Annotated in this window: 25 protein-coding genes and 1 pseudogene; 15 read left to right on the top strand and 11 right to left on the bottom strand. The window is 68.6% G+C overall.

Translation table 11 applies throughout. The annotated features are described in order from the left end of the window. Nucleotides 1-22 precede the first annotated feature (22 nt). The gene (locus ACFPME_RS11590; RefSeq protein ID WP_377305364.1) at nt 23-967 is read left to right on the top strand and encodes a tetratricopeptide repeat protein; all 945 of its coding nucleotides are present in this window, start codon (nt 23-25) and stop codon (nt 965-967) included. Nucleotides 968-1,051: 84 nt separating this feature from the next. Here ACFPME_RS11590 and ACFPME_RS11585 read toward each other — a convergent pair whose 3' ends face one another. Then, nucleotides 1,052-1,564: a DUF1697 domain-containing protein gene (locus ACFPME_RS11585; RefSeq protein ID WP_377305362.1), complete on the bottom strand. Its 513-nt coding sequence runs from the start codon at nt 1,562-1,564 to the stop codon at nt 1,052-1,054. A gap of 297 nt (nt 1,565-1,861) precedes the next feature. Here ACFPME_RS11585 and ACFPME_RS11580 point away from each other — a divergent pair, with 297 nt between their 5' ends. After that, nucleotides 1,862-2,353: a nuclear transport factor 2 family protein gene (locus tag ACFPME_RS11580; protein ID WP_377305360.1), complete on the top strand. Its 492-nt coding sequence runs from the start codon at nt 1,862-1,864 to the stop codon at nt 2,351-2,353. A gap of 22 nt (nt 2,354-2,375) precedes the next feature. On the opposite strand, the pseudogene ACFPME_RS11575 reads toward ACFPME_RS11580, so the two are convergent. The 5 genes and pseudogenes from ACFPME_RS11575 to ACFPME_RS11555 all read right to left on the bottom strand — a co-directional run. Continuing rightward, nucleotides 2,376-2,531 (bottom strand): annotated as a pseudogene (locus tag ACFPME_RS11575) (HupB); the annotation flags it as partial. Between the two features lie 131 nt (nt 2,532-2,662). Beyond that, nucleotides 2,663-4,933, bottom strand: coding sequence for a hybrid sensor histidine kinase/response regulator (locus ACFPME_RS11570; RefSeq protein WP_377305358.1), 2,271 nt, complete (start codon nt 4,931-4,933; stop codon nt 2,663-2,665). 172 nt (nt 4,934-5,105) lie between these two features. Further along, nucleotides 5,106-5,255, bottom strand: a complete 150-nt coding sequence (locus ACFPME_RS11565) for a hypothetical protein (RefSeq protein ID WP_377305356.1) — start codon at nt 5,253-5,255, stop codon at nt 5,106-5,108. Beyond that, nucleotides 5,212-6,174: a helix-turn-helix transcriptional regulator gene (locus ACFPME_RS11560; RefSeq protein ID WP_377305353.1), complete on the bottom strand. Its 963-nt coding sequence runs from the start codon at nt 6,172-6,174 to the stop codon at nt 5,212-5,214. Before ACFPME_RS11560 ends, ACFPME_RS11565 begins: the two co-directional genes overlap by 44 nt. A 257-nt stretch (nt 6,175-6,431) precedes the next feature. Continuing rightward, entirely contained in the window at nt 6,432-7,259 is an 828-nt protein-coding gene (locus ACFPME_RS11555; protein ID WP_377305351.1) for an isocitrate lyase/PEP mutase family protein, read from the bottom strand. 303 nt (nt 7,260-7,562) lie between these two features. Here ACFPME_RS11555 and ACFPME_RS11550 point away from each other — a divergent pair, with 303 nt between their 5' ends. Continuing rightward, nucleotides 7,563-8,078: a DUF3016 domain-containing protein gene (locus ACFPME_RS11550; protein ID WP_377305349.1), complete on the top strand. Its 516-nt coding sequence runs from the start codon at nt 7,563-7,565 to the stop codon at nt 8,076-8,078. A 61-nt stretch (nt 8,079-8,139) separates the two neighbouring features. Here the strand turns inward: ACFPME_RS11550 and ACFPME_RS11545 are convergent, their stop codons facing one another. Further along, complete coding sequence (locus ACFPME_RS11545) at nt 8,140-8,727, bottom strand: TetR/AcrR family transcriptional regulator (protein ID WP_377305347.1); 588 nt, start codon at nt 8,725-8,727, stop codon at nt 8,140-8,142. A 113-nt stretch (nt 8,728-8,840) separates the two neighbouring features. Between ACFPME_RS11545 and ACFPME_RS11540 the strand changes: the two genes are divergently transcribed. Beyond that, nucleotides 8,841-9,488: a glutathione S-transferase family protein gene (locus ACFPME_RS11540; RefSeq protein WP_377305345.1), complete on the top strand. Its 648-nt coding sequence runs from the start codon at nt 8,841-8,843 to the stop codon at nt 9,486-9,488. A 57-nt stretch (nt 9,489-9,545) separates the two neighbouring features. On the opposite strand, the gene ACFPME_RS11535 is transcribed toward ACFPME_RS11540, so the two are convergent. Both ACFPME_RS11535 and ACFPME_RS11530 read right to left on the bottom strand, forming a co-directional pair. Next, on the bottom strand, nt 9,546-10,619 hold the full coding sequence (locus tag ACFPME_RS11535) for an alpha/beta hydrolase family protein (protein ID WP_377305343.1): 1,074 nt from the start codon (nt 10,617-10,619) through the stop codon (nt 9,546-9,548). A gap of 35 nt (nt 10,620-10,654) precedes the next feature. Continuing rightward, nucleotides 10,655-11,485: an AraC family transcriptional regulator gene (locus tag ACFPME_RS11530; protein WP_377305341.1), complete on the bottom strand. Its 831-nt coding sequence runs from the start codon at nt 11,483-11,485 to the stop codon at nt 10,655-10,657. A 216-nt stretch (nt 11,486-11,701) separates the two neighbouring features. On the opposite strand from ACFPME_RS11530, the gene ACFPME_RS11525 reads away from it, so the two are divergent. From ACFPME_RS11525 to ACFPME_RS11485, 9 genes are all read left to right on the top strand, one after another. Then, nucleotides 11,702-12,538 carry a PhzF family phenazine biosynthesis protein gene (locus tag ACFPME_RS11525; RefSeq protein WP_377305339.1) on the top strand — a complete coding sequence of 279 codons (837 nt, stop codon included), beginning with the start codon at nt 11,702-11,704 and terminating at the stop codon, nt 12,536-12,538. A gap of 468 nt (nt 12,539-13,006) precedes the next feature. Then, entirely contained in the window at nt 13,007-13,663 is a 657-nt protein-coding gene (locus tag ACFPME_RS11520; protein ID WP_377305337.1) for a thiopurine S-methyltransferase, read from the top strand. A gap of 120 nt (nt 13,664-13,783) precedes the next feature. Next, the gene (locus ACFPME_RS11515; RefSeq protein WP_377305335.1) at nt 13,784-14,725 is read left to right on the top strand and encodes a M14 family metallopeptidase; all 942 of its coding nucleotides are present in this window, start codon (nt 13,784-13,786) and stop codon (nt 14,723-14,725) included. A 234-nt stretch (nt 14,726-14,959) separates the two neighbouring features. Further along, complete coding sequence (locus ACFPME_RS11510; RefSeq protein ID WP_377305333.1) at nt 14,960-15,478, top strand: PH domain-containing protein; 519 nt, start codon at nt 14,960-14,962, stop codon at nt 15,476-15,478. Between the two features lie 101 nt (nt 15,479-15,579). After that, entirely contained in the window at nt 15,580-16,128 is a 549-nt protein-coding gene (locus tag ACFPME_RS11505; RefSeq protein ID WP_377305331.1) for a DinB family protein, read from the top strand. Between the two features lie 43 nt (nt 16,129-16,171). Further along, the gene (locus ACFPME_RS11500; protein ID WP_377305445.1) at nt 16,172-16,690 is read left to right on the top strand and encodes a GNAT family N-acetyltransferase; all 519 of its coding nucleotides are present in this window, start codon (nt 16,172-16,174) and stop codon (nt 16,688-16,690) included. A gap of 249 nt (nt 16,691-16,939) precedes the next feature. Then, nucleotides 16,940-17,161 (top strand): TonB-dependent receptor, encoded by a 222-nt coding sequence (locus ACFPME_RS11495; RefSeq protein ID WP_377305329.1) that lies wholly within the window; start codon nt 16,940-16,942, stop codon nt 17,159-17,161. Nucleotides 17,162-17,315: 154 nt separating this feature from the next. Then, on the top strand, nt 17,316-18,443 hold the full coding sequence (locus ACFPME_RS11490) for an acyltransferase family protein (RefSeq protein WP_377305327.1): 1,128 nt from the start codon (nt 17,316-17,318) through the stop codon (nt 18,441-18,443). Between the two features lie 475 nt (nt 18,444-18,918). Continuing rightward, the gene (locus ACFPME_RS11485) at nt 18,919-19,164 is read left to right on the top strand and encodes a hypothetical protein (RefSeq protein WP_377305326.1); all 246 of its coding nucleotides are present in this window, start codon (nt 18,919-18,921) and stop codon (nt 19,162-19,164) included. On the opposite strand, the gene tsaA is transcribed toward ACFPME_RS11485, so the two are convergent. Next, nucleotides 19,159-19,719 (bottom strand): tRNA (N6-threonylcarbamoyladenosine(37)-N6)-methyltransferase TrmO, encoded by a 561-nt coding sequence (tsaA, locus tag ACFPME_RS11480; protein WP_377305325.1) that lies wholly within the window; start codon nt 19,717-19,719, stop codon nt 19,159-19,161. The genes ACFPME_RS11485 and tsaA overlap by 6 nt on opposite strands. A 67-nt stretch (nt 19,720-19,786) precedes the next feature. Between tsaA and ACFPME_RS11475 the strand changes: the two genes are divergently transcribed. Further along, a complete protein-coding gene (locus ACFPME_RS11475) occupies nt 19,787-20,161 on the top strand; it encodes a YciI family protein (protein WP_377305323.1) in 375 nt (124 codons plus the stop codon). 65 nt (nt 20,162-20,226) lie between these two features. Next, nucleotides 20,227-20,760: a DUF6630 family protein gene (locus tag ACFPME_RS11470; RefSeq protein WP_377305321.1), complete on the top strand. Its 534-nt coding sequence runs from the start codon at nt 20,227-20,229 to the stop codon at nt 20,758-20,760. 4 nt (nt 20,761-20,764) lie between these two features. Here ACFPME_RS11470 and ACFPME_RS11465 read toward each other — a convergent pair whose 3' ends face one another. Then, nucleotides 20,765-21,664, bottom strand: coding sequence for a hypothetical protein (locus ACFPME_RS11465; RefSeq protein WP_377305319.1), 900 nt, complete (start codon nt 21,662-21,664; stop codon nt 20,765-20,767). Nucleotides 21,665-21,669: the final 5 nt, after the last annotated feature.

Here is a 21,669-nt window from a genome sequence, read left to right as displayed (position 1 = left end):
GATGCCGCGCCCGGAGCAGGTCATGGCGGTCCCGCCGGGGTTGCGTGCGCAACTGCAGCAGCAGGTCATCGACGGCGGCGATTCCGACCGGGCGCGACTGGACCGGCTGGTGGTGTTCCTGTTCCAGAAGTCCGGCCTGGGCATGACGTATTCGGCCGACGCCACGTCGACCGTCGAACAGGCCTACCGCACGCGCCAGGCCAACTGCCTGACCTTCACCCTGCTGACCGTGGCGCTGGCGCGCGCGTCCGGCTTGCAGGCCTATGGGCAGGAGCTCGACGACATCGTGGCCTGGCGCGTGGACGACAACATCATCTACGGGTTCAACCACGTCAACGCGGGCCTTCGCATCGGGCGCACGCGCTTCACGGTGGATGTGGCGCGGGACCTGGTGATGGCGCACAACCCGCCCGAGCCCGTTTCCGACCAGCGCCTGCTGGCGCTCTACTACAGCAATCGCGCCGCCGAGCTGCTGGCCGGCACCACGCCCGCGGCGGCGGCTCCATACATGGCGATGGCGTTGCAGCTGGCCCCGCGCTATGCCGGCGCCTGGGCCAATGCCGGCGTGATGCACCTGCGCGAAGGCGACCCGCAGGCGGCCGAACGCGATTACCTCAAGGCGCTGGCGCTCGACCCCGATAACGCCAGTGCGCTGGTCAACCTGGTGACGCTGTACCGGAACAACGGCGACGAGGCGCGCCGTGCCATCTATGCGCGGCGCATCGAGAAGATCCAGGCGAGAGATCCCTACTTCCAGTTCCTGCAGGCCGAGGACGATGCGAAGCAGGGCGATTACGCCGGCGCCGTGCAGCACTACCGGCGTGCCATCCGCCTGTATGACGGCGACCCGCGCTTCTACCTGGGCGTCGCCCACGCGTATCAGCAACTGGGCGAGGCGCGCCGCGCACGGCAAGCCCTGGACCGTGCCGCCGCGCTCCGTCGCGGCAGCGCCGGGGTCAGGAACTAGCATCGGGAGCCAACCGGGGCAGCGCCCCTGGCGAACCCGAAGCGGTATCCGGCACAGTGCCTTCGCCGACCACGCCAGGCGGGCTCAGGATGCGCAGGACAGTTGGGCGAGCCTGGTGATGGTGTTGATGTTGCGGGCGGTTCCGGTCTTGGCGGCGGGAATCGTCAGACGCGAGTCGGCCATGCCCTCGCCGTAGTGGACGTAGATCTCGCGCTTGCCGCAGGCAAGCCGCTCCAGTTTCTGATGCTTGACGTTGTCCAGCGCATCGGCCGCGGGAGCGTCGTCGAGAAAGATCGCCACCACACGGTTGCCCGGTGCTTCCGGAAACGGATTGTCGGCCAGGATCCGGGCCATCTCGTCGGCGCTGCGTATCAGCACGCCGACCGGCTTGCCCGCGTAGTCGTGCAGTTGCTTTTCCAGCTTTTTCTTCACCGCGGATTCGGCGAGCTTGCTCGTGAAGAGCACGTTGCCGCTGGCGATGTAGGTGCGTACGTCCGCGAAGCCGACGGCCTCGCACAAGGCCTTGAGCTCGCTCATCGGCAGCTTGCCGGTACCGCCGACGTTGACGGCCCGAAGCAGGGCTATGTAATGGGTCATCCTGGGGTCCCTCCGGCTGGCAAGCGCCTCACTTTCGGGCACGCGCCCCGGCGAAGCAAGCGTCATCCGTCCCCATGGCTGCGCACGCGCGAGGCGCGAGAGCGGTCTCGACGCCCGGCGCTGCCGGCGCTTGTCGAGGGCGAGGTCATGCGCGCTTAATTGAGGTGCGGGAAAGTCGGACGACCTTCACTTTGCCGCGGCGCAGGGGCGTGCAGGGCAGTTCGGATCATTCCGTGGTTGCCCGCGCGATTTCATTGCCTTCGCTCCATGGGTCGGAACGCCTCTCGCGGAGATGTCATGCAACCTCGTTTCTGTAGCACCGTCGTCCTGCTCCTTGCCGCGGCGCTTCCCGCCGCCGCCGCACCGGCCGTGCCGCGCACGATGGACGAGCAAGCCGCCCTGGCCGCGGTCGAAGCCACCCTCGCGGCGGTCTCCGCGCGCGACGAACCCGGCATCCGCCGGTACCTGCGGCCGACCGGCACGGCCACCGTCCTTTTCCATCGAGCCGACGGCAGCGTGAGCGTGCGCAGCTCGGCCCTCGATGCCTATGCCGAAGCGACGCCGGGACCGGAGCGCTACGCGGAGCGCATGCACGATCCGCTGGTGCGGGTGCAAGGCGCCATGGCGCTGGTCTGGGGGCGCTACAGTTTCGCCGTGGACGGCAAGGTGGCGCACTGTGGCGAACAACACTTCGACCTGGTGCGCGAAGACGGGCAGTGGAAGATCCAGAACGTGACCTGGTCGGTGCAGATGTCCGGCTGCGGGGCCGCAGGCACCGGGCCCGAATGAAAGAGGCGCGGTCGTTCGGTCAGGATTTCTTGCCGCCGCCGTCCTGCTTGTTCACCGTCGCCCACGCAATGCGTTCGGCGGTCTTCTCCGATTTGCCTTCCTTCTTCTCGCTTTTTTCTATGTGCGAGGCTTCGCGCTTCTGCTTGTCGGTATACGAGGATTTGTCGCCCTTGGACATGACGGTGCTCCGCGGTCAGGTAGGCCGTCACGCTAGCGGGCGCAGGGTTAACGTGGAGTCGTCGATCGACCACGATGGCGTTGCCGGCGTTGCCGGCGGTGCTGGCGCCAGGCATTGTCCGGCCGGGTCGATCAGCCCGTTCCCTGGCGGGCGCCGCCCTCGAGCATGTCGCCGATGCGTGAGGCGAGGGCGTCCAGCGAGAACGGCTTGGCCATCACTTGCATGCCCGGTTCCAGGGTGCCGAGCCTGGCGCTGTCCGCGTAGCCGGTGATGAAAAGGACCTTCAGTGCCGGACGCGTGAGCCGCGCACGATCGGCCAGCTGCCGGCCATCGATGCCGCCGGGCAGGCCGATGTCCGTCACCAGCAGGTCCACCGGCGCCAGCGACTGCAGCACGCGCAGACCGGTGCTGGCGTCTCCCGCCTCGAGGGTGGTGTAGCCGCACTCGCGCAGCACTTCACCGACCAGAATGCGCACGGTCGGCTCGTCGTCCACCACCAGTACCACCCCGGTCGCTCCCGCTTCGGCTTCCGGCGCGGTCGCCGTCCGGTCGTGCGGGGCGTCGATCTCCGCCGGACCCTCGTACCGGGGCAGATAGATCGCCACCGAGGTGCCGTGGCCGGGCGTCGAATCGATATGCACCTGGCCGCCGCTCTGCCGCGCGAAGCCGTAAACCATCGACAGGCCCAGCCCCGTCCCCTGGCCCTGCGGCTTGGTCGTGTAGAAAGGATCGAAGGCGCGCGCGATCACGTCCGGCGGCATGCCGCTGCCGGTATCGGTGACGCGCAGGCATACATAGGGGCCGGCCGGCACATCCAGTGCGTTGGCCTGGTCGACGTCGAGCTGCACGTTGCCGGTTTCGATGACCAGCCGACCGCCCTCGACCATGGCATCGCGCGCGTTGATGCACAGGTTCAGCAGCGCGTTCTCCTGCTGGTTGGTGTCGCACCGCGCCGTCCACAGGGCCGGCGCGCCGATCACCTCCATCGTGATGTGCGGGCCGATGGTCCGGCGCAGCAGTTCGGCCATGCCATGCACCAGTTCATTGAGATTGGTCGGCTTGGGGTCGAGCGTCTTCTGTCGCGAGAACGCCAGCAGGCGATGGGTGAGTGCGGCGGCGCGGTCGGCCGCACCACGGGCCGCGGTGAGGTAGCGGCCCAGGTCGTTGTAGCGGCCCTGGGCGACGCGCGTGTGCATCAGGTCGAGGCTGCCGATGATGCCGGCGAGCAGGTTGTTGAAGTCGTGCGCGATTCCGCCGGTGAGCTGGCCGACCGCCTCCATTTTCTGTGCCTGGCGCAGCGCTTCCTCTGCCTGCGCGTGCTCGCGCGCCTCCGCATGGAGCGCCTCGACGGCCCGACGCAGCTCAGCGGTGCGCGCGTCCACCTGCGCCTCCAGCGTCTCGGTCAGATGGCGCAGGGCGGCTTCGCTCTGCTGCAGCTGGTCCTCGGCGGCGCGCCGCTCGGTGATGTCCTGGCCGATCTTCAGGAAGCCGCGAAGCTCGCCGTGCGGGCCGCGCAGCGCACTCATGCGCCCGTCGATGAACACACGCGTGCCGTCCCGCCGAAGATGCCAGCGCACATCCGGGGCGATCCCATGCGTGCGAGCCAGGGCCATTTCCTTTTCCGGCTGCCGCGCGCGGCGGTCTTCCGGGGTGAAGATGATATCGACCGAGCATCCGACAGCCTCTTCCGCATTCCAGCCGAAGACGGCGGCGGCGCCCGACGACCATTGGCTGATGCGGCCCTGCGGGTCGGTGGTGAAGATGGCGTAGTCGCGGGCGCCCTCCACGATCAGGCGCATGCGCTCCTCGCTTTCGCGCAGGGCCTCCTGCGCCTGCCGGCGGTCGGTGACGTCGAGCACGACCTCCACGGTCTCGTGCTCTACCTTGCGCGCGGCGAACAGGCCCCACCAGCGCGAGCCGTCCTTGCGGAAGTACTGTTTCTCGTAGGGCGTGCTTTCTCCGGCAGTCATGAGTTCTTCGATGGCGTGCAGGGAGGTCGGATGAAACTCTTCCGGGGTCAGCTGCTGCCAGCTCAGGCCTCGCGCCTCCTCCGGGCTGAAGCCGGTCATCGCGAGGAAGGCACCATTGGCGCCCGTCACGGTGAAGTCCGGGCCCCAGAAAATCACGCCCACGGTGGTCATGGCGAACAGGCCGTTGAGCCGCCCCTGGCTTTCGATCAGCGCCGCCTGGCTGGCCTGCAGCGCAGCGTTGCTGCGCTGCAGGTCGTCGTTCGGCGCGCTGGCGCCCACCGGGCTGGCGGCGTTCTCCGCCAGCGCCTTGTCGGCATCGATTCCGTGGCGTGCCAGCACTTCGCGCAGGCGTGCATTTTCCCGCTCCAGCGCAACCGCCCGGTCAGGCTGGCCGGGGTTGTCGTCGGTGTCGCTGGGGCTATTCGCATTCATGGCCTGGCCGCGATCAGGCGCGTTGTCCGCGCCGCCTGTGAGGACGTGTGCCTACGAGCGGAGCGTACGAAGGGGGCACGGAAGGGAATGTGCAGGTTTCGTCGAGACGAGGCGCCCGGAAGCGGGCCTCGGCGCAGGTCGCCGAACCCATCGCTTCGCGGGTCGCCGCCGCTCAGCCCTCCTTGTCGATGGAGGCGCCCGCCTCCTTCAGCGCGAGCGCGCAATCGTCGCAGCAGACTTCGACGGTCCTGCCGCCGATCGTCACACTGATCGCATTGTCATCCAGGGGGTAGTCGCATGCGGCGCAGGTCTTCTGGTTCATCGTCGTCATCTCCAAGGGCCCGGTCATTCGGGTACGCCATCAAAGCGCCTGGGACGACGATGCCGCTGTCGGAATCTTCAGCGATCGGGCGCCGCGCCGGCTTCGGCGGCTGGCGAAGCAGAACGGCGCGGCGGAATTCCGCCGGCGTGCGGCCGTAGAGCTGCCGGAAGGCCGCGCTGAAATGGCTGTGGCTGGAAAAACCGAGTTGCAGGCCGAGCGTGGTCAGGTCGTCGCCCCGGGCGAGCAGGTCGAGTGCGCGTGCGAGCCTGAGGCGCAGCTGGTAGCGGTACAGCGGAATGCCCTCGACCTGCGCAAACACCTGGGTGAGGTAGACCGGCGACACGCCGATCTCCCTGGCGATCTCGGCCAGCGTCCAGCGGCGCGCCGGCTCGGTCGCCAGCAGCAGCTTGGTGCGGTCGACCAGCTTCTGGCGCCCGTAGCTGGCGGCCGGGGCATGCGAGGTACGCTCGCCCAACGAGCGCCGGATCAGGGCCAGCGCCAGCGTTTCGGCCTCGAGCGTCTCGATCGCGCCCTGGCTCAGGCTGTGGCGCAACAGGGCCACGAGCGCCTGGGCCCGAGGATCGATCCCGCGCCGCGCCGCGCGGAACACGCTGGCGGCGCCATCGGCAAGCTGGTCGCGCGGGCTGAGCTCGCGCAGCAGCTCCTGGTCGATCGCGAGCGACAGGCAGGCATCGCCGCCGCCGACCGGATGGCTGACCTGGTATTCCTCCGCGTCGTTGAAGAACACCAGCTGGTTCGACTCGGCGACCGTGTCGACATTGCCGACGTGCCGCACGAAGACGCCCCGATAGGGGAAGACCAGGTGCGTCGCGCCGGCGCATTCGGTCGGTGACCTGTGCCGGCAGGTACCGGAGCACGCCACGTCGCGGATCGCCAGCGTGCTGGTTTCAAGCAGCACGCGGACACTCAACGCGTTGTCGGAAAAACGATCGGTCATGGCGAGGTGTCGGGTGGCGCCGGCGCTTGGTTGTGAGGCAGCCGTTGCGCACGGCCGGGCCCAGACTGTAGCGCTCCCGGGCCATGTTCCGCATCGGCCGGGGGCGATATCAGGCCGCTGCGCCGAGGGTCCGCGACGCGGTCCGCCGCACCAGGGCAATGGCTAGCGCACACGCCGCCGCGCCTGGATACTCGAGCCGGTGTGCCGATCGACGCGCGCTAGCGGAGCAGGGCTGCCGCCGCCTTCAGGTCGTTCATCGCGCGGATGTAGGGGATCGGGCCATAGCTCACGCGCGCCACGCCCAGCGCCGCCAGGCGCGTCGTCGGCGATACGCCATCCATGACCATCACGTTGACCGGCAGCGGTGCGTCTTTGCAGAGCCGCGCGATCAGGGCATCGTCCCGCAACCCGGGAACGAAGAAACCCGACGCGCCGGCTGCGGCGTAAGCGTTGGCCCGGGCCAGCGCATCGCCCATCAAGCTGGCGGGATCGGCCTGCCCGCCAAGAAACAGGTCGGTACGCGCATTGATGAAGAGCGGGATGTTCTTGCGTTCGGCGGCGCGGCGGATCGTGGCGATCCGCTGTGCCTGGCGATCGATGTCGTGCAGGCCGGTCCCCGACACCATCCTGTCCTCGAAGTTGATGCCGACCACGCCCCGTTCCAGCAGGCGCGAAATGTACCGGGCGAGGGCGGCATCGTCGTCGCCATAGCCGCCTTCGACATCGACGGAGACCGGTGCATCGATCGTCGCCGCGATCCGCGCCACGATCTGCTCGACGAATCCTGCGGGAATGTTTTCCCCATCGTCATAACCCTGCGCCGCCGCCACGGCCCAGCTGCTGGTGGCGATGGCCGCCGCTCCCGCAGCCACGATGGCCTTCGCGCTGCCGGCGTCCCAGGCGTTGCAAAGCACCAGCGGTGTGCCCCTGACATGCAATTGCGCAAAGAGGCTGGCCTTCTCGATCTGTGTCATGTGGAGCTCCGTAGGGGTTGCGGGCTGAACAGCCCATGCCGGGGCGCGGATGCACAGCAGGCCCGCCCGCATCACGCGATGTCCGGCGGCGAACCCGGCCAGGCCAGTGGATGCGCTGGCTTGCCGCGACCGGGACGCCTATTGGACCACGCCGTCGGGATCGCCGCTGTCGGATTCTTTAGTCTTTCGCCGGGGTGCGAAGCTTGGTATCGGCCATTTCCGCGCGCTGCGCCGGCGCATTTCCGGGGCGCATCAACAACCGTAGCCATCGCAGGCTGCCGATGGCGGACGGCCATCTCGCCATCGGCACACCGGCGCTATCCGGCGTGTGGCCCGGACGTATACTGAACGCCGCTCCGTTCCGGGAGATCAGCCATGCAATCTTCCCCGCTGTTCCGCCTGTGGTTCACTGCCTGTCTGGCCCTCGCCCCCGTCATCGCATCGGCGGCGACACCGCCGGGCAACGTCAGCGTTCGCTACAGGGATCCGCAGCACTTCACCGAGGCGAAACGCAGTTTCGGGGTTCACCTGATCAAGGCCGACGATTATCTGCAACCGCTTCAGGCCTACATCGCCCAGCGCGCCTCGCGCGTCCTGGCGCCGGGCCAGCGGCTGGACATCGAGGTGACCGATGTGGACCGCGCCGGCGAGTACGAGCCCTGGCGCGGACCTCGCTTCGACGACGTGCGCGTCGTCAAGGACATCTATCCGCCGCGCATCGACCTGGATTTCACCTTGTACGGCGCCGACGGCAAGGTGCTGCGCCAGGGCCATCGCGAGCTGCGAGACTTGTCCTTCCTCAGCCACAGCTCTGGTGCGGATCAGGACTCGTTGCGTTACGAGAAATCGCTGGTCGATCGCTGGCTGCGCAAGGGAGCCGGAAGCCTCTGACGATCGGAAAGCGGACCGCGTGAGCCGACTGCCCACCGAGGCGTTGCGGCAGCGCCCATGGCTATTCCACCTTCAACAGGGCCAGCGCCTGGTGCCGGGCCGAGGCGCGAAGCGACTTGCGCAGGTCCGGATCATGGGTGGTGCGCGCCAGCACCATCCCGCCGACGCAGAGGGCCACCACGGCTTCGGCGCGACGGCCCGCATCGCGGACGCCCTTGAGCGCCGTGCGATAGATGTGGCCCATGCCGCGTATCAGGGCGGTATACGCCTGCTGCGGCTCCAGGCCGGCGCGGGCGACGTCCGACGGCAGGGCGTAGAGCGGGCAATGCAGGTCGACGTTGTCCAGCACGTCGTCGCTCAGGTAAAGCTCCACCAGCATGCGGGCCAGTCGGCGTGGATCGCGCAGACGCTGCGCGGCGTCAGCCGTCTGGATGGCGAACGGATTGCACGTGACGAAGCTCGCCACGGCCGATGCGTACAGCTCGTCCTTGCTGCGGAAGTGATGGTAGAACCCACCGCGAGTCAATCCGGCGGCGGCCATGATCTGGTCGATGGTGACCTGTTCGAAACCGTGGCGATTGAACAGGCGCCGCGCGGATTCGACGATGCGGGCGCGTGTCTGCACGGCATGTTCGGGACTGTAGGGCATGGTGCGGCGACCTCCGGTGGCCAGACATGACAAGGCCCGCATATTATGTTCTTTAACATATTTTGTCACCGCGTAAGCTGCGCTCCCGGCAACCCACAAACCGGAGAAGAGACATGAAGATCTACTGGATCAGGGCGCAGGCGCCGCGCCGCGTGCTGGCGCTGGTCAAGCATCTGGGCATCGACGCGGACTGCATCGAGGTCGACCTGCGGGCGGGTGGGCTCAAGACCCCCGCGTACCTTGCGCTCAACCCCAACGGCAAGGCGCCGACCATGGTGGACGGCGACGTCACGCTGTGGGAATCGTCCGCGATCATGGCGTACCTCTGCGTCAAGACCGGCTCGGACATGTGGCCGGCGCAGCGGCCGGCCGAGCAGATCGAGATACTGCGCTGGCTGTCCTGGAGCGATACCCACTGGTCGCGCGCGGTTGGACCGTTCTACTTCGAGCATGTGATCAAGCCGGCCTTCCATCTCGGCGAGATGGACCGCTCGGAAATGACGGCCATGCTGCCGGAGCTGGAGAGGCTCGCCGGCGTGCTGGACAGCCACCTCGAACGGCGCGATTTCATCGCCTGCGACCGGCTCACCATCGCCGATTTCCAGCTGGCGTCCATGGCATGCGAGTGGCGCCGCGCGGAAATGCCGTTTGCCGATTACCCGCATGTCGCGCGCTGGCTGGATCGCTTGATGGAGATTCCCGGCTGGGCCGATCCGTGGCCGCTCAGGACCACCGCCGAGCCGGCGTTGGCGAATGCCTGATGGAGCGAGGTGGAAAACCGGCAGCGGGCGTGGACGGCGCCCGCCCGGCGCGGCCGTTCAGAGATGATTCGCGAAGAACGCCTCGGCCGCGGCGATCGCGGTGGCGTGGGTATCGTCCTGCGGCGCCTGGAAGTGTTTGCATGGCGGCTCGCGCTGCTGCCCCAGCGTGGTGCAGTCGGCCAGGAAATCGTAGTGGCCCACGCGGTGCAGAACCTTCAGGCTGGCATGCGGCAGCAAGGTCGCGGCGAGCTTGCCGTTGCTGGCCGGCGGCGCCACCGGGTCGGCATCGCCGAGCAGGATGCGGGTCGGTGTGTTCAGCGCGCGCAGGCTGGCGGGGGCGAGCGCCTCGATCCCGCCCGGCGCCATCATGAACACCGCGCGCACGCCGGGTATCGCGTAGTCGTCGCCGGCATGCTTCGCCAGCGGCGCCATCGCCGGCGTCTTCAGCGCCTGCTCGCGGGCGGCCATGCTCTGATCGGGCGCCTCGGCCTGCGCCGCACATGTTGCGTCGGCGGCATGCGCGCGGCAGAACTGGATGATGTGGTCGATATCGACCCGCGCCCCGGCACTGACCAGCGCGGCGAAACCGCCCAGTGAAAAGCCGGCCACGCCCAGCCGCTGCCGGTCCAGGTGCGGGCCGATCTGCGCATCGGCCGCGACGGCATCGAGCGCCACGCGCAGGTCCACCGCGCGATCCCACACCAGCAGGCCGCCAGCCATCGTCATCGGATCACGGCCGTTGGTGCCCGGGTGATCCACCGCGATCACCACGTCGCCGGCACGCGCCAGCGCGGTGCCGAACCAGGCCATGATCCGCGCGCTGCCGCCGAAGCCGTGCGAGAACAGGATCACCGGATGCCGCCCCGGCGCGAACGGCGCATCGGCGGCGGCGCGGCCGGCGTCGAACAGCGGATGGCCCGACGGTCCGACCTGCAGCGGCGTCTCGGCGGCGCCGGCCGTGGCGGGATACCACACGGTGATGCGCAGCGCATCGCTGTGCTGCGCATCGCGCAGTGCCGCGCTCGGCGTATGCGCCACCCGATGGATCTCGCCCACCGCGCCTGCGTGCGCCATGGTGCAGACGCCGAGCCATGCGGCGGCCAGGGCAATGAAGTGGGTGCGTGCGGTCATGCGATCCTCGTCGATGGTGATGCTTGATTGGTTGATCACGTTTGCAGGGGCAGCCAGATCTCGACATCGCCGATGCCGCCGGCGTCGTCGAAATCCGCGCTGTACTTCTCGAAATCCGGCGCGTCGGCCACCCGCAGTCCCGAGCGCGGCAGCCAGTCGCCGACGAACGCCTGCCAGGTGCGGCGAATGGCCGAGATGTGGCCGTGGTGGGTGGCCACCACGTACTCGCGTGCCGGCAGCCGCAAGGTGCCGAGCGCGGGGTCGAGGCCGCCGAAACCCGGCACGTCGACACCGGCGATGTACTCGAAGCTGGCTTCGTCGTCGCTGTTGCAGAACACGCCGAACGCGGTACGCCGCTTCGGCAGCGCGGCCGCATGGTGCAGCATCAGGCGCTGCCACTGCGCCGGAATGCCCTGCGTGGTGTCCGGCGTGTAACGGCAGGCGAGCCCGGCGATGAAGCGCGTGCCATCGCGGGCCAGGCGCGGCTCGGCCAGCGTCACGCTTGCGCCATCGGCGGTGCGCCACGGTTCGAGCAGAGCCAGCCCGGCCACCGAACCGCGCTCGCGCACGCTCGCCGGGCTCATGCCGAACTGCTCGCCGAATGCCCGCGTGAAGGCCTCGTGCGAGCCATAGCCACTGCTCAGCGCCACCTCCAGGATGTCCGGCGCGCCACCGGCCAGCCGGCGCGCGGCCTCCGTCATCCGGCGTGCGCGCAGGTAGCGCACCACCGAGCAGCCGGTCATGGCCTGGAACAGCCGCGCCAGGTGAAACGGCGATACCCCGGCCACCTCGGCGATGCGGCCGAGCGACAGTTCCTCGCTGTAATGGCTTTCGATGAACCAGAGCGCTTTCTCGGCAGCGGCCATCCCCTGAAACCCGGCGGTAGAATCGACCGGTGCAGAGTAGCCGCAACCCTGGCGACGGCGTTTGATCGTTCTTGCGGGAGGAGGGTTTCTGCCTCGACTGCCCCGCAGCCCGTTTTTCGGCCCCGACGCGCCGCGAAGCGCCGGTGCCTGCACCAGGCTCGGCGCCCGCGATCGTGGTGACGGGGATCGTTCCTGAACCATCGAGAGGATGAACGCTTGACTGATCTTCTGTTCCAGCAAGTGGACGTGTTTTCGTCGCAACCTCTCGGCGGCAATCCGTTGGCTGTGGTGATTGGCGCCGACGCGCTGGACGAGGCGCAGATGGCCGCCTTCGCCCGCTGGACCAACCTCAGCGAGACGACGTTTCTGCTGCAGCCGCGCGCGCCGGAGGCGGACTATCGCGTTCGCATCTTCACCCCCACGCAGGAGCTGCCGTTCGCCGGCCATCCCACGCTGGGCACATGCCATGCCTGGCTCGGTTCGGGCGGCAGGCCCAGAGGCGGGGAGATTGTCCAGGAGTGCGCGGCGGGTCTCGTTCGGGTCCGCCGCGAGCCGGGCCGCCTCGCCTTCGCCGCGCCACCGCTGCGCCGCACGGGTTCGCTGGAGCCCGACGTCATGGCGCGCGTCGTGGCCGGACTTCAGCTGGCGCCCGGTGCCCTGGTCGATGCGAGCTGGGTCGACAACGGGCCGGGCTGGCTGGCCGTTCTGCTGCGTTCCCGCGATGCGGTGCTGGCACTGCGCCCGGATTACCCGGCGATCGCCGGGATGCGCGTCGGTGTGGTGGCGCCGTGGGATGGCGAAGCGGACGGGCAGGACGCGCAATTCGAGGTGCGTGCTTTCACCGCGGCCGGCTACGAGGATCCGGTGACCGGCAGCCTGCATGCAGGCCTCGCGCAATGGCTGATCGGGAGCGGCATCGCGCCGCCGATGTACATCGCCAGTCAGGGTACGGCGCTGGGGCGCAGGGGTCGGGTGCACGTGGTGCAGGACGGCACCGGCCTGTGGGTCGGCGGTGCGGTGACCATATGCATTGCCGGCCGGGTAACGCTGTGACCGCGGCGAACAAGGTGTCGCACGCCATCTTCCGATACGTCATTGACCGGTGGCCGCTCAATTCGGGTTGAGCCGGACAGGCCGGCCGTACACGGCGGCAGCAAGAATTCGCCCCGCCACTTGCTGCGCTGGGTGCTGCCGCGCAAGGCGGTTCTGCTCTTGCTGGCTGCGACCGGCCCGGGTTCGGTGGTGCTGGTCGCCGTCGGGCGTTGCCGCTGCCGCGGGCAAGGCAGGCGATGACAAGGCGTTGGGCAAGCGCGCGGCGATGAGGTCCCCCGAGCTGCATCACGCCTGGTCGCGCCGCCGCTACCCGATCAAAGGCCATCGACGGGGGCAGTCCTGGGGAAGGCAGGTTTCCCGGCAGTGTCCGGGCTCGTGGCCAGGCCGACCTGAAAGCGAAAAAATGGCAGGATGGCGCCCTCGCCGGCATCGTCCGGCATCCAGCTTCCCATGCCCAGGAGACCCGCCATGGACCCCGACTTCTGGCATCAGCGCTGGCGCGAAGGCCGCATCGGTTTCCACCAGGACCGACCGACCCCACTGCTGCTCGAGTGCTGGCCGGAGTTGGCGCTGGGGCCTGGCAGTCAGGTGTTCGTGCCGCTGGCCGGCAAGTCGCTCGATCTCGTCTGGCTGGCCGCGCAGGGCCACCGTGTGCTGGGCGTGGAACTGTCGCCGCTGGCGGTCGCACAGTTCTTCGCCGAACACGGCCTGGCGCCGCGGGTGCACGAATCGCGTTACGGTCGCCACTACCGCGCGGGCGACATCGAGCTGATCTGCGGCGACGTCTTCGGTCTCGATGCCGATGTGCTGGCCGGCTGCGCGGCGGTGTACGACCGCGCCGCGCTGATTGCGCTGCCGCCGCCAAAGCGCCGGCGTTATGTGCGCGAGCTGCATGCGCAACTGCCGGCTGGCTGCCGCGGCGTGCTGATCACGCTGGAGTATCCGCCACACGAAAAGCAGGGTCCGCCATTTGCCGTGCCGGAAGCGGAGGTGCGCGACCTGTATGGCCGCGACTGGCAGGTGCAGGCCCTGGTGCGCCGCGACATCCTCGCGCAGCAGCCGGGCTTCATCGCCGAAGGGGTGAGCGCGCTGCAGACCGTGGCGTATCGGTTGTCGAAGAGATGACCGCCGCCCCGGCATCCCGGGGCGTCAAGCGGGAGGCGTGCCCATGGGTTCGCCGGCAGCGTTTCAACCGGATGCTAAAGTTCGTCGTCTCCCCCCCTATTCGGCGAAGCGAGCGACGCAATGACGATCCCGGCCTTCTATCCCATCGGCACACCTGGACGTCCCTGGGGCGAGGCGGAGGTGGCGACATGGCGATCCCGGCAAGCCGTGCAGCGCAGCTACGAAGCGGATGTGCTGGGCCGGGTCGACGCCCTGCGTGCGCGCCTCGACGTGTCCGAATACGGCCGGCTGGATGTCCCCCCGGACAGCTATCCGCTGTTCGCGATCAGGAGCCGCTCCTGGCGCGACGAGCTTCCCTGCGTGCTGGTGACCGGCGGCGTGCACGGCTATGAAACCAGCGGCGTGCACGGCGCACTGCAATTCGTCGAACGGCACGCAGCGAGCTATGACGGCCGGGCCAACCTGGTCGTGGTGCCCTGCGTGAGCCCCTGGGCCTACGAGCGGGTCCACCGCTGGAATGCGGCTGCGCTCGACCCGAACCGCTCGTTCCGCCGCGACAGCCCGGTACCGGAATCGGCGGCGCTGATGAGGCTGGTCGCGCCGTTCCGCGATCGCGTTCTGGTGCATGTCGATCTGCACGAAACCACGGACAGCGACGAATCCGAGTTTCGCCCGGCGCTGGCCGCCCGCGACGGTGCGGCCTATGAGCCAGGTGAAGTCCCGGACGGCTTCTATCTGGTCGACGACAGCGAGCATCCGCAGCCGGCGTTCCAGCAGGCGATCATCGCGGCGGTGGCGAAGGTCACCCACATCGCGCCGGCTGATGCGAAGGGCGAGATCATCGGTTCGCCGATGGTGGCGCCGGGTGTCATCGAGTACGCGCTCACGCGGCTGGGCCTTTGCGCCAGCATCACCGATGCGCCCTACAAGACCACGACCGAGGTCTACCCCGACAGCCCGCGAGCGACACCCGAGCAGTGCAATGCCGCGCAGGCGACCGCGGTTTGCTCGGCGATCGATTTTGCCTTGGCGCATCACGCGGGAACGCCGGCCGCCCGGTAGCGATGCCGGCGCCATCCGATCAGCGACCTGCGCTCATGCCTGCCCATCCAGTCTGGCTCCGGCTGCCACGGAAGCCGCGTTTCGTTGCGCAGGGGCAATCGCCTTTGCTGGCCGGCGGCGGGGCTGGCGCTTATCGACGTGAGCGGCCAGCGAGCCGCTGAACCACCATGCATCCCGCGGCGTTCGAAACGCCGCTAATCTAGGCACCGGTCCCGATGCCCTACGGAGACAGCCATGGAACCAGCCACCAAGCGATGCCCGGCATGTGCGGAAGAAATCCAGGCGGCCGCGCACAAATGCCGATATTGCGGAACGGACCTCGACAGCTACGTCGCGGCTCACGAGACGACGGTGGAGAAGGAGCTGTTCTCCGGCCATCCGAAAGTCATCTACAGCTTCGGCCAGTTCGTGCTGGCGGTGTGCACGCTCGGCATCGCGCTGCTGGTCTACTGGATCCGCAGCCTAGGCACCACGTTCATCATCACCACCCAGCGCGTGCAGGTCGAGCGGGGCGTGTTCTCCAAGGCGAAGGACAACCTCGAACTGTTCCGGGTCGACCATTTCGATGTGCTCAAACCCCTCGGCATGCGGCTGCTGGGGCAGTGCCAGGTACATCTGCATTCCTCCGACCAGGACATGTCGTCGGTCTTGCTTTACGGCATCCCCGGGCTCGAGGCGATGGCCGAAACGCTCCGCGATTGTTCGTTGCGCGAGCGTGCCCGCCGGCGTGTGCTGCCGGTGGAACAGATGTAGCCGCCGCATCCATTGCGCGAAGAACAACCCGGTTCCGCTCGTGCCGCCACGGGGCGGCAGCGCAGACGACGATGCGCTTGCTGACTCAACACTGGAAACCCATGTCGCTCAAGCTCGATTTCGAATTGATGGCCCGCTACAACCAGTGGATGAACGAGCGGCTCTATGCGGCGGCTGCCCAACTGGACGAGGCGGAATTGCGAGCGGACCGGGGTGCGTTCTTCGGTTCGATCCTCGCCACGCTGGCGCATATCCTTGCCGCGGACACGCACTGGATGAAGCGCTTCGCGGCGGGCTTGCCCGACCTGGCCTCGCTCGACGCCGTGCGCCCGCTGCCGCTGCCCGGGCTGGGCCGCGGCATCGCCTTTCCCGACTTCACACAGCTGCGCAGCGCGCGCGAGGCGATGGATGCGGCGATCGTCGATTTCACCGCAGAAGCCACCGAGGCGGTGTATGGCCGGCCATTGCACTACGTGAACAGCGTCGGCGAGCCGCACACCAAGCTGTCCGGACTGGTCTTGCGTCATGTCTTCAATCACCAGACCCATCACCGCGGCCAGGCCACCACCTTGTTCAGCCAGCTCGGCATCGACGTCGGCGTCACCGACCTGTCCGCGCTGATCCCGGAAATTCCGGAGATCCCGGCTTGAGCGGGCCGGACCGCCCCGGCATGCCCGGAGCTCGTGCCGGGTGATGCTCCGCGATGCGGTTCCCGGGGATTTCCCGGCCATCCTGGCGCTCAACGAGGCCTTCGTCAGCGTGCTCAGCCCACTCGATGGCATGCGTCTTGCGCGGCTGCATGCGCAGGCGGCGCTGCATCGCGTGATCGAGCGGGACGGGCGCATCGAGGCGTTCCTGCTGGCGCTGCGCGAGGGCGCCGATTACGACAGTCCGAACTACCGATGGTTTGCGCAGCGCCATGCGCGGTTTTTGTACGTGGATCGCGTCGTGGTCGCCGCCGATTCGCACGCGCACGGCGCCGGCACCCGGCTCTACCGCGACGTGTACGCACGGGGGTCGCGCGACGGCGTACCGCTCATCACCTGCGAGTTCGACATCGAGCCGCCCAACCCGGCGTCCGCGCGATTCCACGCACGGCTGGGTTTTCGGGAGATCGGAAGGCAGCAGCTGGACGGCGGCAACAAGATCGTTTCGCTGCAGGCGCTGGAAGTGGCCGCGGGCGATACGCCGCTGGCCGACGTCGACGGCTGAAGGGCCCTGATCGTGCCCCGGGCCGCGCCGGCTGTCCGCCTTCGGCCGGACAGGGTTCCGCCTGCCGCGCCCGGCAGGCGCAGGCCGGGTTCCACATCAGCCGCGTGCCGGAGGCCGGGACGGTCGCGCTGCGCACATGCGCACATGCGCACCTGGCGGCTGAACCGGCCGTCTGCGCTGGGCGAGGCCACCGTCACAACGCGCGAAAGCCTATGCTGTCCGCATCGCCACACCACGAGGTTTTCCGCCATGGGCAGTGTTTCCGGCACCACCGCCAACGGTTTCACCTACGAAGCGGACTACCAGCCGCCCAGCGCCGGTCGCGTGCACTGGACCGCCACCTTCCGGCACGACGGCGACTACGCCGGCATGCGCCATGGCTGCGTCCACGGCCTGGCGGATGCCGCGGCCGAGAGCCTCGACGACGCGGTCAAGGCCGACATCGAATCGACCTGGACGGATGCCCATTGATAACCGCGGGATCGCGCCTCGCGGCCATCGCCGGCAGCCGACGATAGCCGTCCGGACGGGCTGCGCATGCGGGGCGATGGCGTGATCCAATAGCCGACCCGCCGGCATGTCGCCGGCTTGCCCCTCGGTGCCGATCCCGGCGACAGGACGTCCCATGCTCCGCCTTCCCGGTCTCGACCTGCTTCGCGCCATCGCCATCGTCTGGGTGATGCTGTTCCACTCTTTCATTGTCGGCGGGCTCGGTCCGCACTTTGCCTGGCTGTCGCGCTACGGCTGGGCGGGCGTGGACATCTTTTTCGTGCTCAGCGGGTTCCTGATCGGCAGCCAGGTGCTGCGGCCGCTGCAGCGGGGCGAGCCGTTCTCGTTCGGCGCTTTCTACGCGCGGCGCGCGTGGCGCATCCTGCCGGCGTTCGCGGTAGTGCTGGGGCTGTACGCGTTCTTTCCCGCGCTGCGCGAAGCGCCGGGGCTGCAGCCGTGGTGGCAGTTCGCCACGTTCACGCTGAACCTGCTGATCGATCCCGTGCACAACAGCGCGTTCTCGCATGCGTGGTCGCTGTGCGTGGAGGAGCACTTCTACCTGGTCTTTCCGCTGCTGGCCTGGTGGCTGACCCGGCGCCCGTCGATGCGGAAATTCGCGGGCTTGTGCGTGGCCATCGTGATGCTCGGCATCGGCTGGCGCACCACGGCATGGCTGCACGACAGCGCGCTCGACCCGGCGCGCGCCTGGTTTCTCGAGGACATCTACTACCCGACCTGGACGCGGCTGGACGGCCTGCTGATGGGTGTCGTGCTGGCCACGCTGCGGGTGTACCGGCCGCAGGCGTGGACACGCTGGCAGCGGCATTCGAATGTCGTGCTGGTCGGCGGGGTGGCGGTGACGGGTCTCGCGCTGTGGCTGTTTCGCGATCGCACCGGCCTGCCGGCCAATGCGATCGGCTGGCCGCTGCTGTCGTTCGGCCTGGCGCTGCTGGTGTTCGCCGGCGCCGATGGCCGCAGCCTGCTCGGCCGCTGGCGCGTGCCCGGCGCGGGCTGGGTCGCGGCCATTTCCTATAGCCTGTACCTCAGCCACAAGATCGCGTTCCATCTCGTGCAGACCGGCCTGGGCGCGTCGCTGCAGGAGCATCGCGCGATCACGTTCGCGGTGTACGCCCTGGCCGTCCTGTTGCTGGGCGCAGCGCTGCATTACCTTGTCGAGCGTCCGTTCCTGCAGCTGCGTGCGCGGCGCCAGCTGGCGACCCGGCAAGCGCCGGAGGGCGACGCGGCGGCGCTTGCCGCGAACTGAGCGAAGGGTCGATCGGGTCTACCTCCCGGCGCGCCTGGCTTATCCAGACTGATGCCCGGCCTCGGCAGCGACGAGATGGCTCCGACGATGGTGTAGCCGTCGCCGATGCGGTTGCGGCGGGCAGCAGCGGTGGCAGCAACAGACGGGCTTTCATCGGTACGGCAACGATCCAGCCATCCCGCACGCGGACACGACTCGATGATGAAGACCCGCGGCGATGGCGGCGGGTGGATGCGCACAAAAAAACCGCGTCAGGCATGCGCCGGACGCGGCAAAGGTTCAAACCGACCACTGCCAGTGAATCGGGCGCCGTCGACGAAGGTTTCGTTGCGGCCCGGACAAGGTAAGCGCGACCTGTCTCACGGACCGGGATCGGCGCGGCCGCCCTGCCTGACCGAGATCAGGGCGCCCGGCCGCGGCGGCCGCCATCATCGCCTTGGCGGATGTCCCGCCGCGCGCCCTGGAGAACATGCCCATGCTGTTTCAAGTGAAGGATCTTGCCGGCGACACCGGCGCCATCGCCGCCGCGCTGCGCGCCCATGACGCCAACGCGAAGGTCACCAGCGACCTCCTCGCCGGACGGATCGACGTGTCGGCGCAGCTCACCGCGAACCAGGTCATCGCGGCGCTGCTGGCCGCCGGTTACGAAGCCAGCCGGATGTCCGAGCCGCGGCAAATCCATGTCAGCGGCGGCAGCGATTGCTGCGGCAGTTGCTCATGACGCGCTAGCGTCGCCCGGTGCGGGCTTGCGCGGCTTGCGCGGTCCCGGCGCCGAGTGGCGGCCCTGCGCGGCGTCGATCCCGTCGATCCAGCCCGCGCGCGCGTCGGGAAAGGCATCGGCGTAGGGCACGTAGGGCTTGATGTCGAGGATCGGCGTGCCGTCGAGCAGATCCATGCCGCGCACGCGCAAGGCCTGTGCGCCGACCTCCACCAGCTCCACCGCGGACAGCCCGATCGCATTCGGCCGATGCGGCGAGCGCGTGGCCAGCACGCTGCGCTTGCCCCCGCCGCGCGGCGGCCGCACTTCGGCCTTCCAGCCTTCGCTGCGATGGAACACGAACACCAGCCAGATCCGCTCGAAGCCGGCCAGGTCGCGGAACGCGGCAGCGGGGAACCCGTCCACGAACTCGATGGTGGCCTCGGCGGCGGCTGCCGTCTCGGTGCCGGCGATCACCGTGGACTGATGCGGCGCGTCGATCCGGCGCGCATAGGGCGAGCGTGCGAACGCGATGGGCCGGCAGGAGAAAGCGATGGGGGTATCGTGCATGATCGACATGATGCGGCATTATCCATGCCTGCCATGTCTCCCCTGTCTCCATGAACCTTCCCCCGTTGAGGACGCCATGAAATACCTGGTCATGATCTACACCGACGACAGCCTGCTGGGCACGCTGCCCGAAGGCGAGTTCGACACGATGATGCGCGGCTGCTTCATGCACGCGGACGAGCTGCAGAAGGACGGCCATCTGCACGGTTCGCAGCAGCTGGAGGCGCCGGCCACGGCGAAGACGATACGGGTGCGCAACGGGCGCCTCAGCGTGCTCGATGGGCCGTTCGCCGAAACCAAGGAGTACCTGGGCGGTTTCAACCTGATCGAGGCCGACAACATGGACGAGGCGGTGCGGATCGCTTCGGCATTCCCGTGGTCGCGCACCGGTGCGATCGAGATCCGGCCGGTGTCCGACATGAACGCGATGCGCCGTCGCGTGGGCGCGTGACGATCGGCGCTTCCCCCGCGGCGACGGACGCGCCACCATGCGACTCCGCCTGAAGTGATCCATCGATGAACTCCTCCGACGACGACTACGATGCCGAGCGCCAATTCGACGACGTCGATGAGGATTCCGTCGAGGCGAAGGTCTGGCAGCTGCTGCTGCTGATCAACCCGGGCGACGAGGAAACCGCGCTGCTGCAGTTCAACGACTACCGCGAGGCTATGGCCGAGCTCGACGCCGACGAGGTCGAGCCGATCGAAGTGATCGGCCGGGTGATCGACTGGCGCTCCGGTTTCATGGTCGGCGCGCACGACTTGCGCTCGCTGGTGCAGGCGGTGAACGAGCTGTCCTCGCGCTGGAATCTTTCGATCGACTGGAACGGCGATCCGGACGACGATGAGTTCTACGACGACATGGACGCAGCCGAACTGTTCTCGATTGCCTACGACCGCCTGGCCGAGTTCGGCTACACGCTGTGGGCGTGGGAGACCGCTGGCGATACGTACGCGGGCTGGATGACGCTGACCCGCGACGGCGAACCGCTGCGCGAACTGGCCACGACGCTGGGCATCAACCTGCGCCTCGGCAGCGAAGTGAGCTGAGCGGCTACTCCGCCACCGCGGTATCCACCGGCCACCCGGCCAGCCACAACGCCACGTTCCTGACATAGCGTTCGATCGAGCGCTGCGCCTCGGGCGAGTGCGCCAGGGCATCGCCCGGCGGTTCGGTGACGAAGCTGGGCGCCCCCAGCTGTGGATTCCAGTTGTAGTCGGCGAAGTGATGGAAGGTGGACTGCGCGATGGCTGGTCCGCCATCGGCCGAGGGTTCGAACGCCACCGCGAGGTTGAACACCGCCCCGCTGACCGTGCTGCGGCCGGTCGCGATCACCCGCGCGCTCGGATCGTCCGCCGGTTTGCCGACGGCGCCCTCGTGCGGGTGCGCGGGCAGGCAGTTCACCGCGCCGTGCGGCGAATCCGGGTCGGTCAGCACCGGATGCAGCGGCGCGCTGACCTCGATGTGCTGGAAGTCGCCATTGGCGCCGGAATGGTAGTTCGGCCACAGGATGCCGCGGGTCGCGGTGTCGTCGATGCGCCGCCGCGCCGGGTCGGGTTCGGGGTTCTTCGAGTGAAAGAAGTGCGCGGCACCGACGCCGCCCAGCGTGCACACCGAACAGCCCAGGTCCATGTGGTCGCGCGTTACCAGCAGGCCACCGCCACGCTGGCGGAAACGCGAGATGGCGGCGCAGTCCGCCTCGGTGAGGCCGTCGCCGGTATCGACGGCGAACAGCCACATCTCGTCGAAGGACGACGTGTCCAGCTGCGACATCACGCTGTCCGGCGCGCCGGGTGGATCGCGGTCACGCGCCGTCACCTCGAACAGCGGCGCGCCGGTCATGTCGCGCAGGCCGGCCAGATAGTCGCGCAACAGGCTGAAGCGGCCGATATGCCAATCGTCGATGACGGTGGGGATCGTCGTCTGCAGCAGGATCTTGCCGGGCTGGCTCATGGTCG

This window comes from Rhodanobacter umsongensis, from assembly GCF_042654965.1.
GTDB classification, from domain to species: domain Bacteria; phylum Pseudomonadota; class Gammaproteobacteria; order Xanthomonadales; family Rhodanobacteraceae; genus Rhodanobacter; species Rhodanobacter umsongensis.
The sequence above is the reverse complement of the archived record's forward strand: the minus strand, read 5'-3'. Positions and strand labels throughout refer to the sequence as shown.

Bases quoted from the DNA above. Each gene is read 5' to 3' on its own strand.
- ACFPME_RS11590 (WP_377305364.1), top strand. From the start codon at position 23: ATGGCGGTCCCGCCGGGGTTGCGTGCGCAACTGCAGCAGCAGGTCATC.
- ACFPME_RS11585 (WP_377305362.1), bottom strand. From the start codon at position 1,564: ATGACCCATTACATAGCCCTGCTTCGGGCCGTCAACGTCGGCGGTACC.
- ACFPME_RS11580 (WP_377305360.1), top strand. From the start codon at position 1,862: ATGCAACCTCGTTTCTGTAGCACCGTCGTCCTGCTCCTTGCCGCGGCG.
- ACFPME_RS11570 (WP_377305358.1), bottom strand. From the start codon at position 4,933: ATGAATGCGAATAGCCCCAGCGACACCGACGACAACCCCGGCCAGCCT.
- ACFPME_RS11565 (WP_377305356.1), bottom strand. From the start codon at position 5,255: ATGAACCAGAAGACCTGCGCCGCATGCGACTACCCCCTGGATGACAAT.
- ACFPME_RS11555 (WP_377305351.1), bottom strand. From the start codon at position 7,259: ATGCGGGCGGGCCTGCTGTGCATCCGCGCCCCGGCATGGGCTGTTCAG.
- ACFPME_RS11550 (WP_377305349.1), top strand. From the start codon at position 7,563: ATGCAATCTTCCCCGCTGTTCCGCCTGTGGTTCACTGCCTGTCTGGCC.
- ACFPME_RS11545 (WP_377305347.1), bottom strand. From the start codon at position 8,727: ATGCCCTACAGTCCCGAACATGCCGTGCAGACACGCGCCCGCATCGTC.
- ACFPME_RS11540 (WP_377305345.1), top strand. From the start codon at position 8,841: ATGAAGATCTACTGGATCAGGGCGCAGGCGCCGCGCCGCGTGCTGGCG.
- ACFPME_RS11535 (WP_377305343.1), bottom strand. From the start codon at position 10,619: ATGACCGCACGCACCCACTTCATTGCCCTGGCCGCCGCATGGCTCGGC.
- ACFPME_RS11530 (WP_377305341.1), bottom strand. From the start codon at position 11,485: ATGGCCGCTGCCGAGAAAGCGCTCTGGTTCATCGAAAGCCATTACAGC.
- ACFPME_RS11520 (WP_377305337.1), top strand. From the start codon at position 13,007: ATGGACCCCGACTTCTGGCATCAGCGCTGGCGCGAAGGCCGCATCGGT.
- ACFPME_RS11515 (WP_377305335.1), top strand. From the start codon at position 13,784: ATGACGATCCCGGCCTTCTATCCCATCGGCACACCTGGACGTCCCTGG.
- ACFPME_RS11510 (WP_377305333.1), top strand. From the start codon at position 14,960: ATGGAACCAGCCACCAAGCGATGCCCGGCATGTGCGGAAGAAATCCAG.
- ACFPME_RS11505 (WP_377305331.1), top strand. From the start codon at position 15,580: ATGTCGCTCAAGCTCGATTTCGAATTGATGGCCCGCTACAACCAGTGG.
- ACFPME_RS11500 (WP_377305445.1), top strand. From the start codon at position 16,172: ATGCTCCGCGATGCGGTTCCCGGGGATTTCCCGGCCATCCTGGCGCTC.
- ACFPME_RS11495 (WP_377305329.1), top strand. From the start codon at position 16,940: ATGGGCAGTGTTTCCGGCACCACCGCCAACGGTTTCACCTACGAAGCG.
- ACFPME_RS11490 (WP_377305327.1), top strand. From the start codon at position 17,316: ATGCTCCGCCTTCCCGGTCTCGACCTGCTTCGCGCCATCGCCATCGTC.
- ACFPME_RS11485 (WP_377305326.1), top strand. From the start codon at position 18,919: ATGCTGTTTCAAGTGAAGGATCTTGCCGGCGACACCGGCGCCATCGCC.
- tsaA (WP_377305325.1), bottom strand. From the start codon at position 19,719: ATGTCGATCATGCACGATACCCCCATCGCTTTCTCCTGCCGGCCCATC.
- ACFPME_RS11475 (WP_377305323.1), top strand. From the start codon at position 19,787: ATGAAATACCTGGTCATGATCTACACCGACGACAGCCTGCTGGGCACG.
- ACFPME_RS11470 (WP_377305321.1), top strand. From the start codon at position 20,227: ATGAACTCCTCCGACGACGACTACGATGCCGAGCGCCAATTCGACGAC.
- ACFPME_RS11465 (WP_377305319.1), bottom strand. From the start codon at position 21,664: ATGAGCCAGCCCGGCAAGATCCTGCTGCAGACGACGATCCCCACCGTC.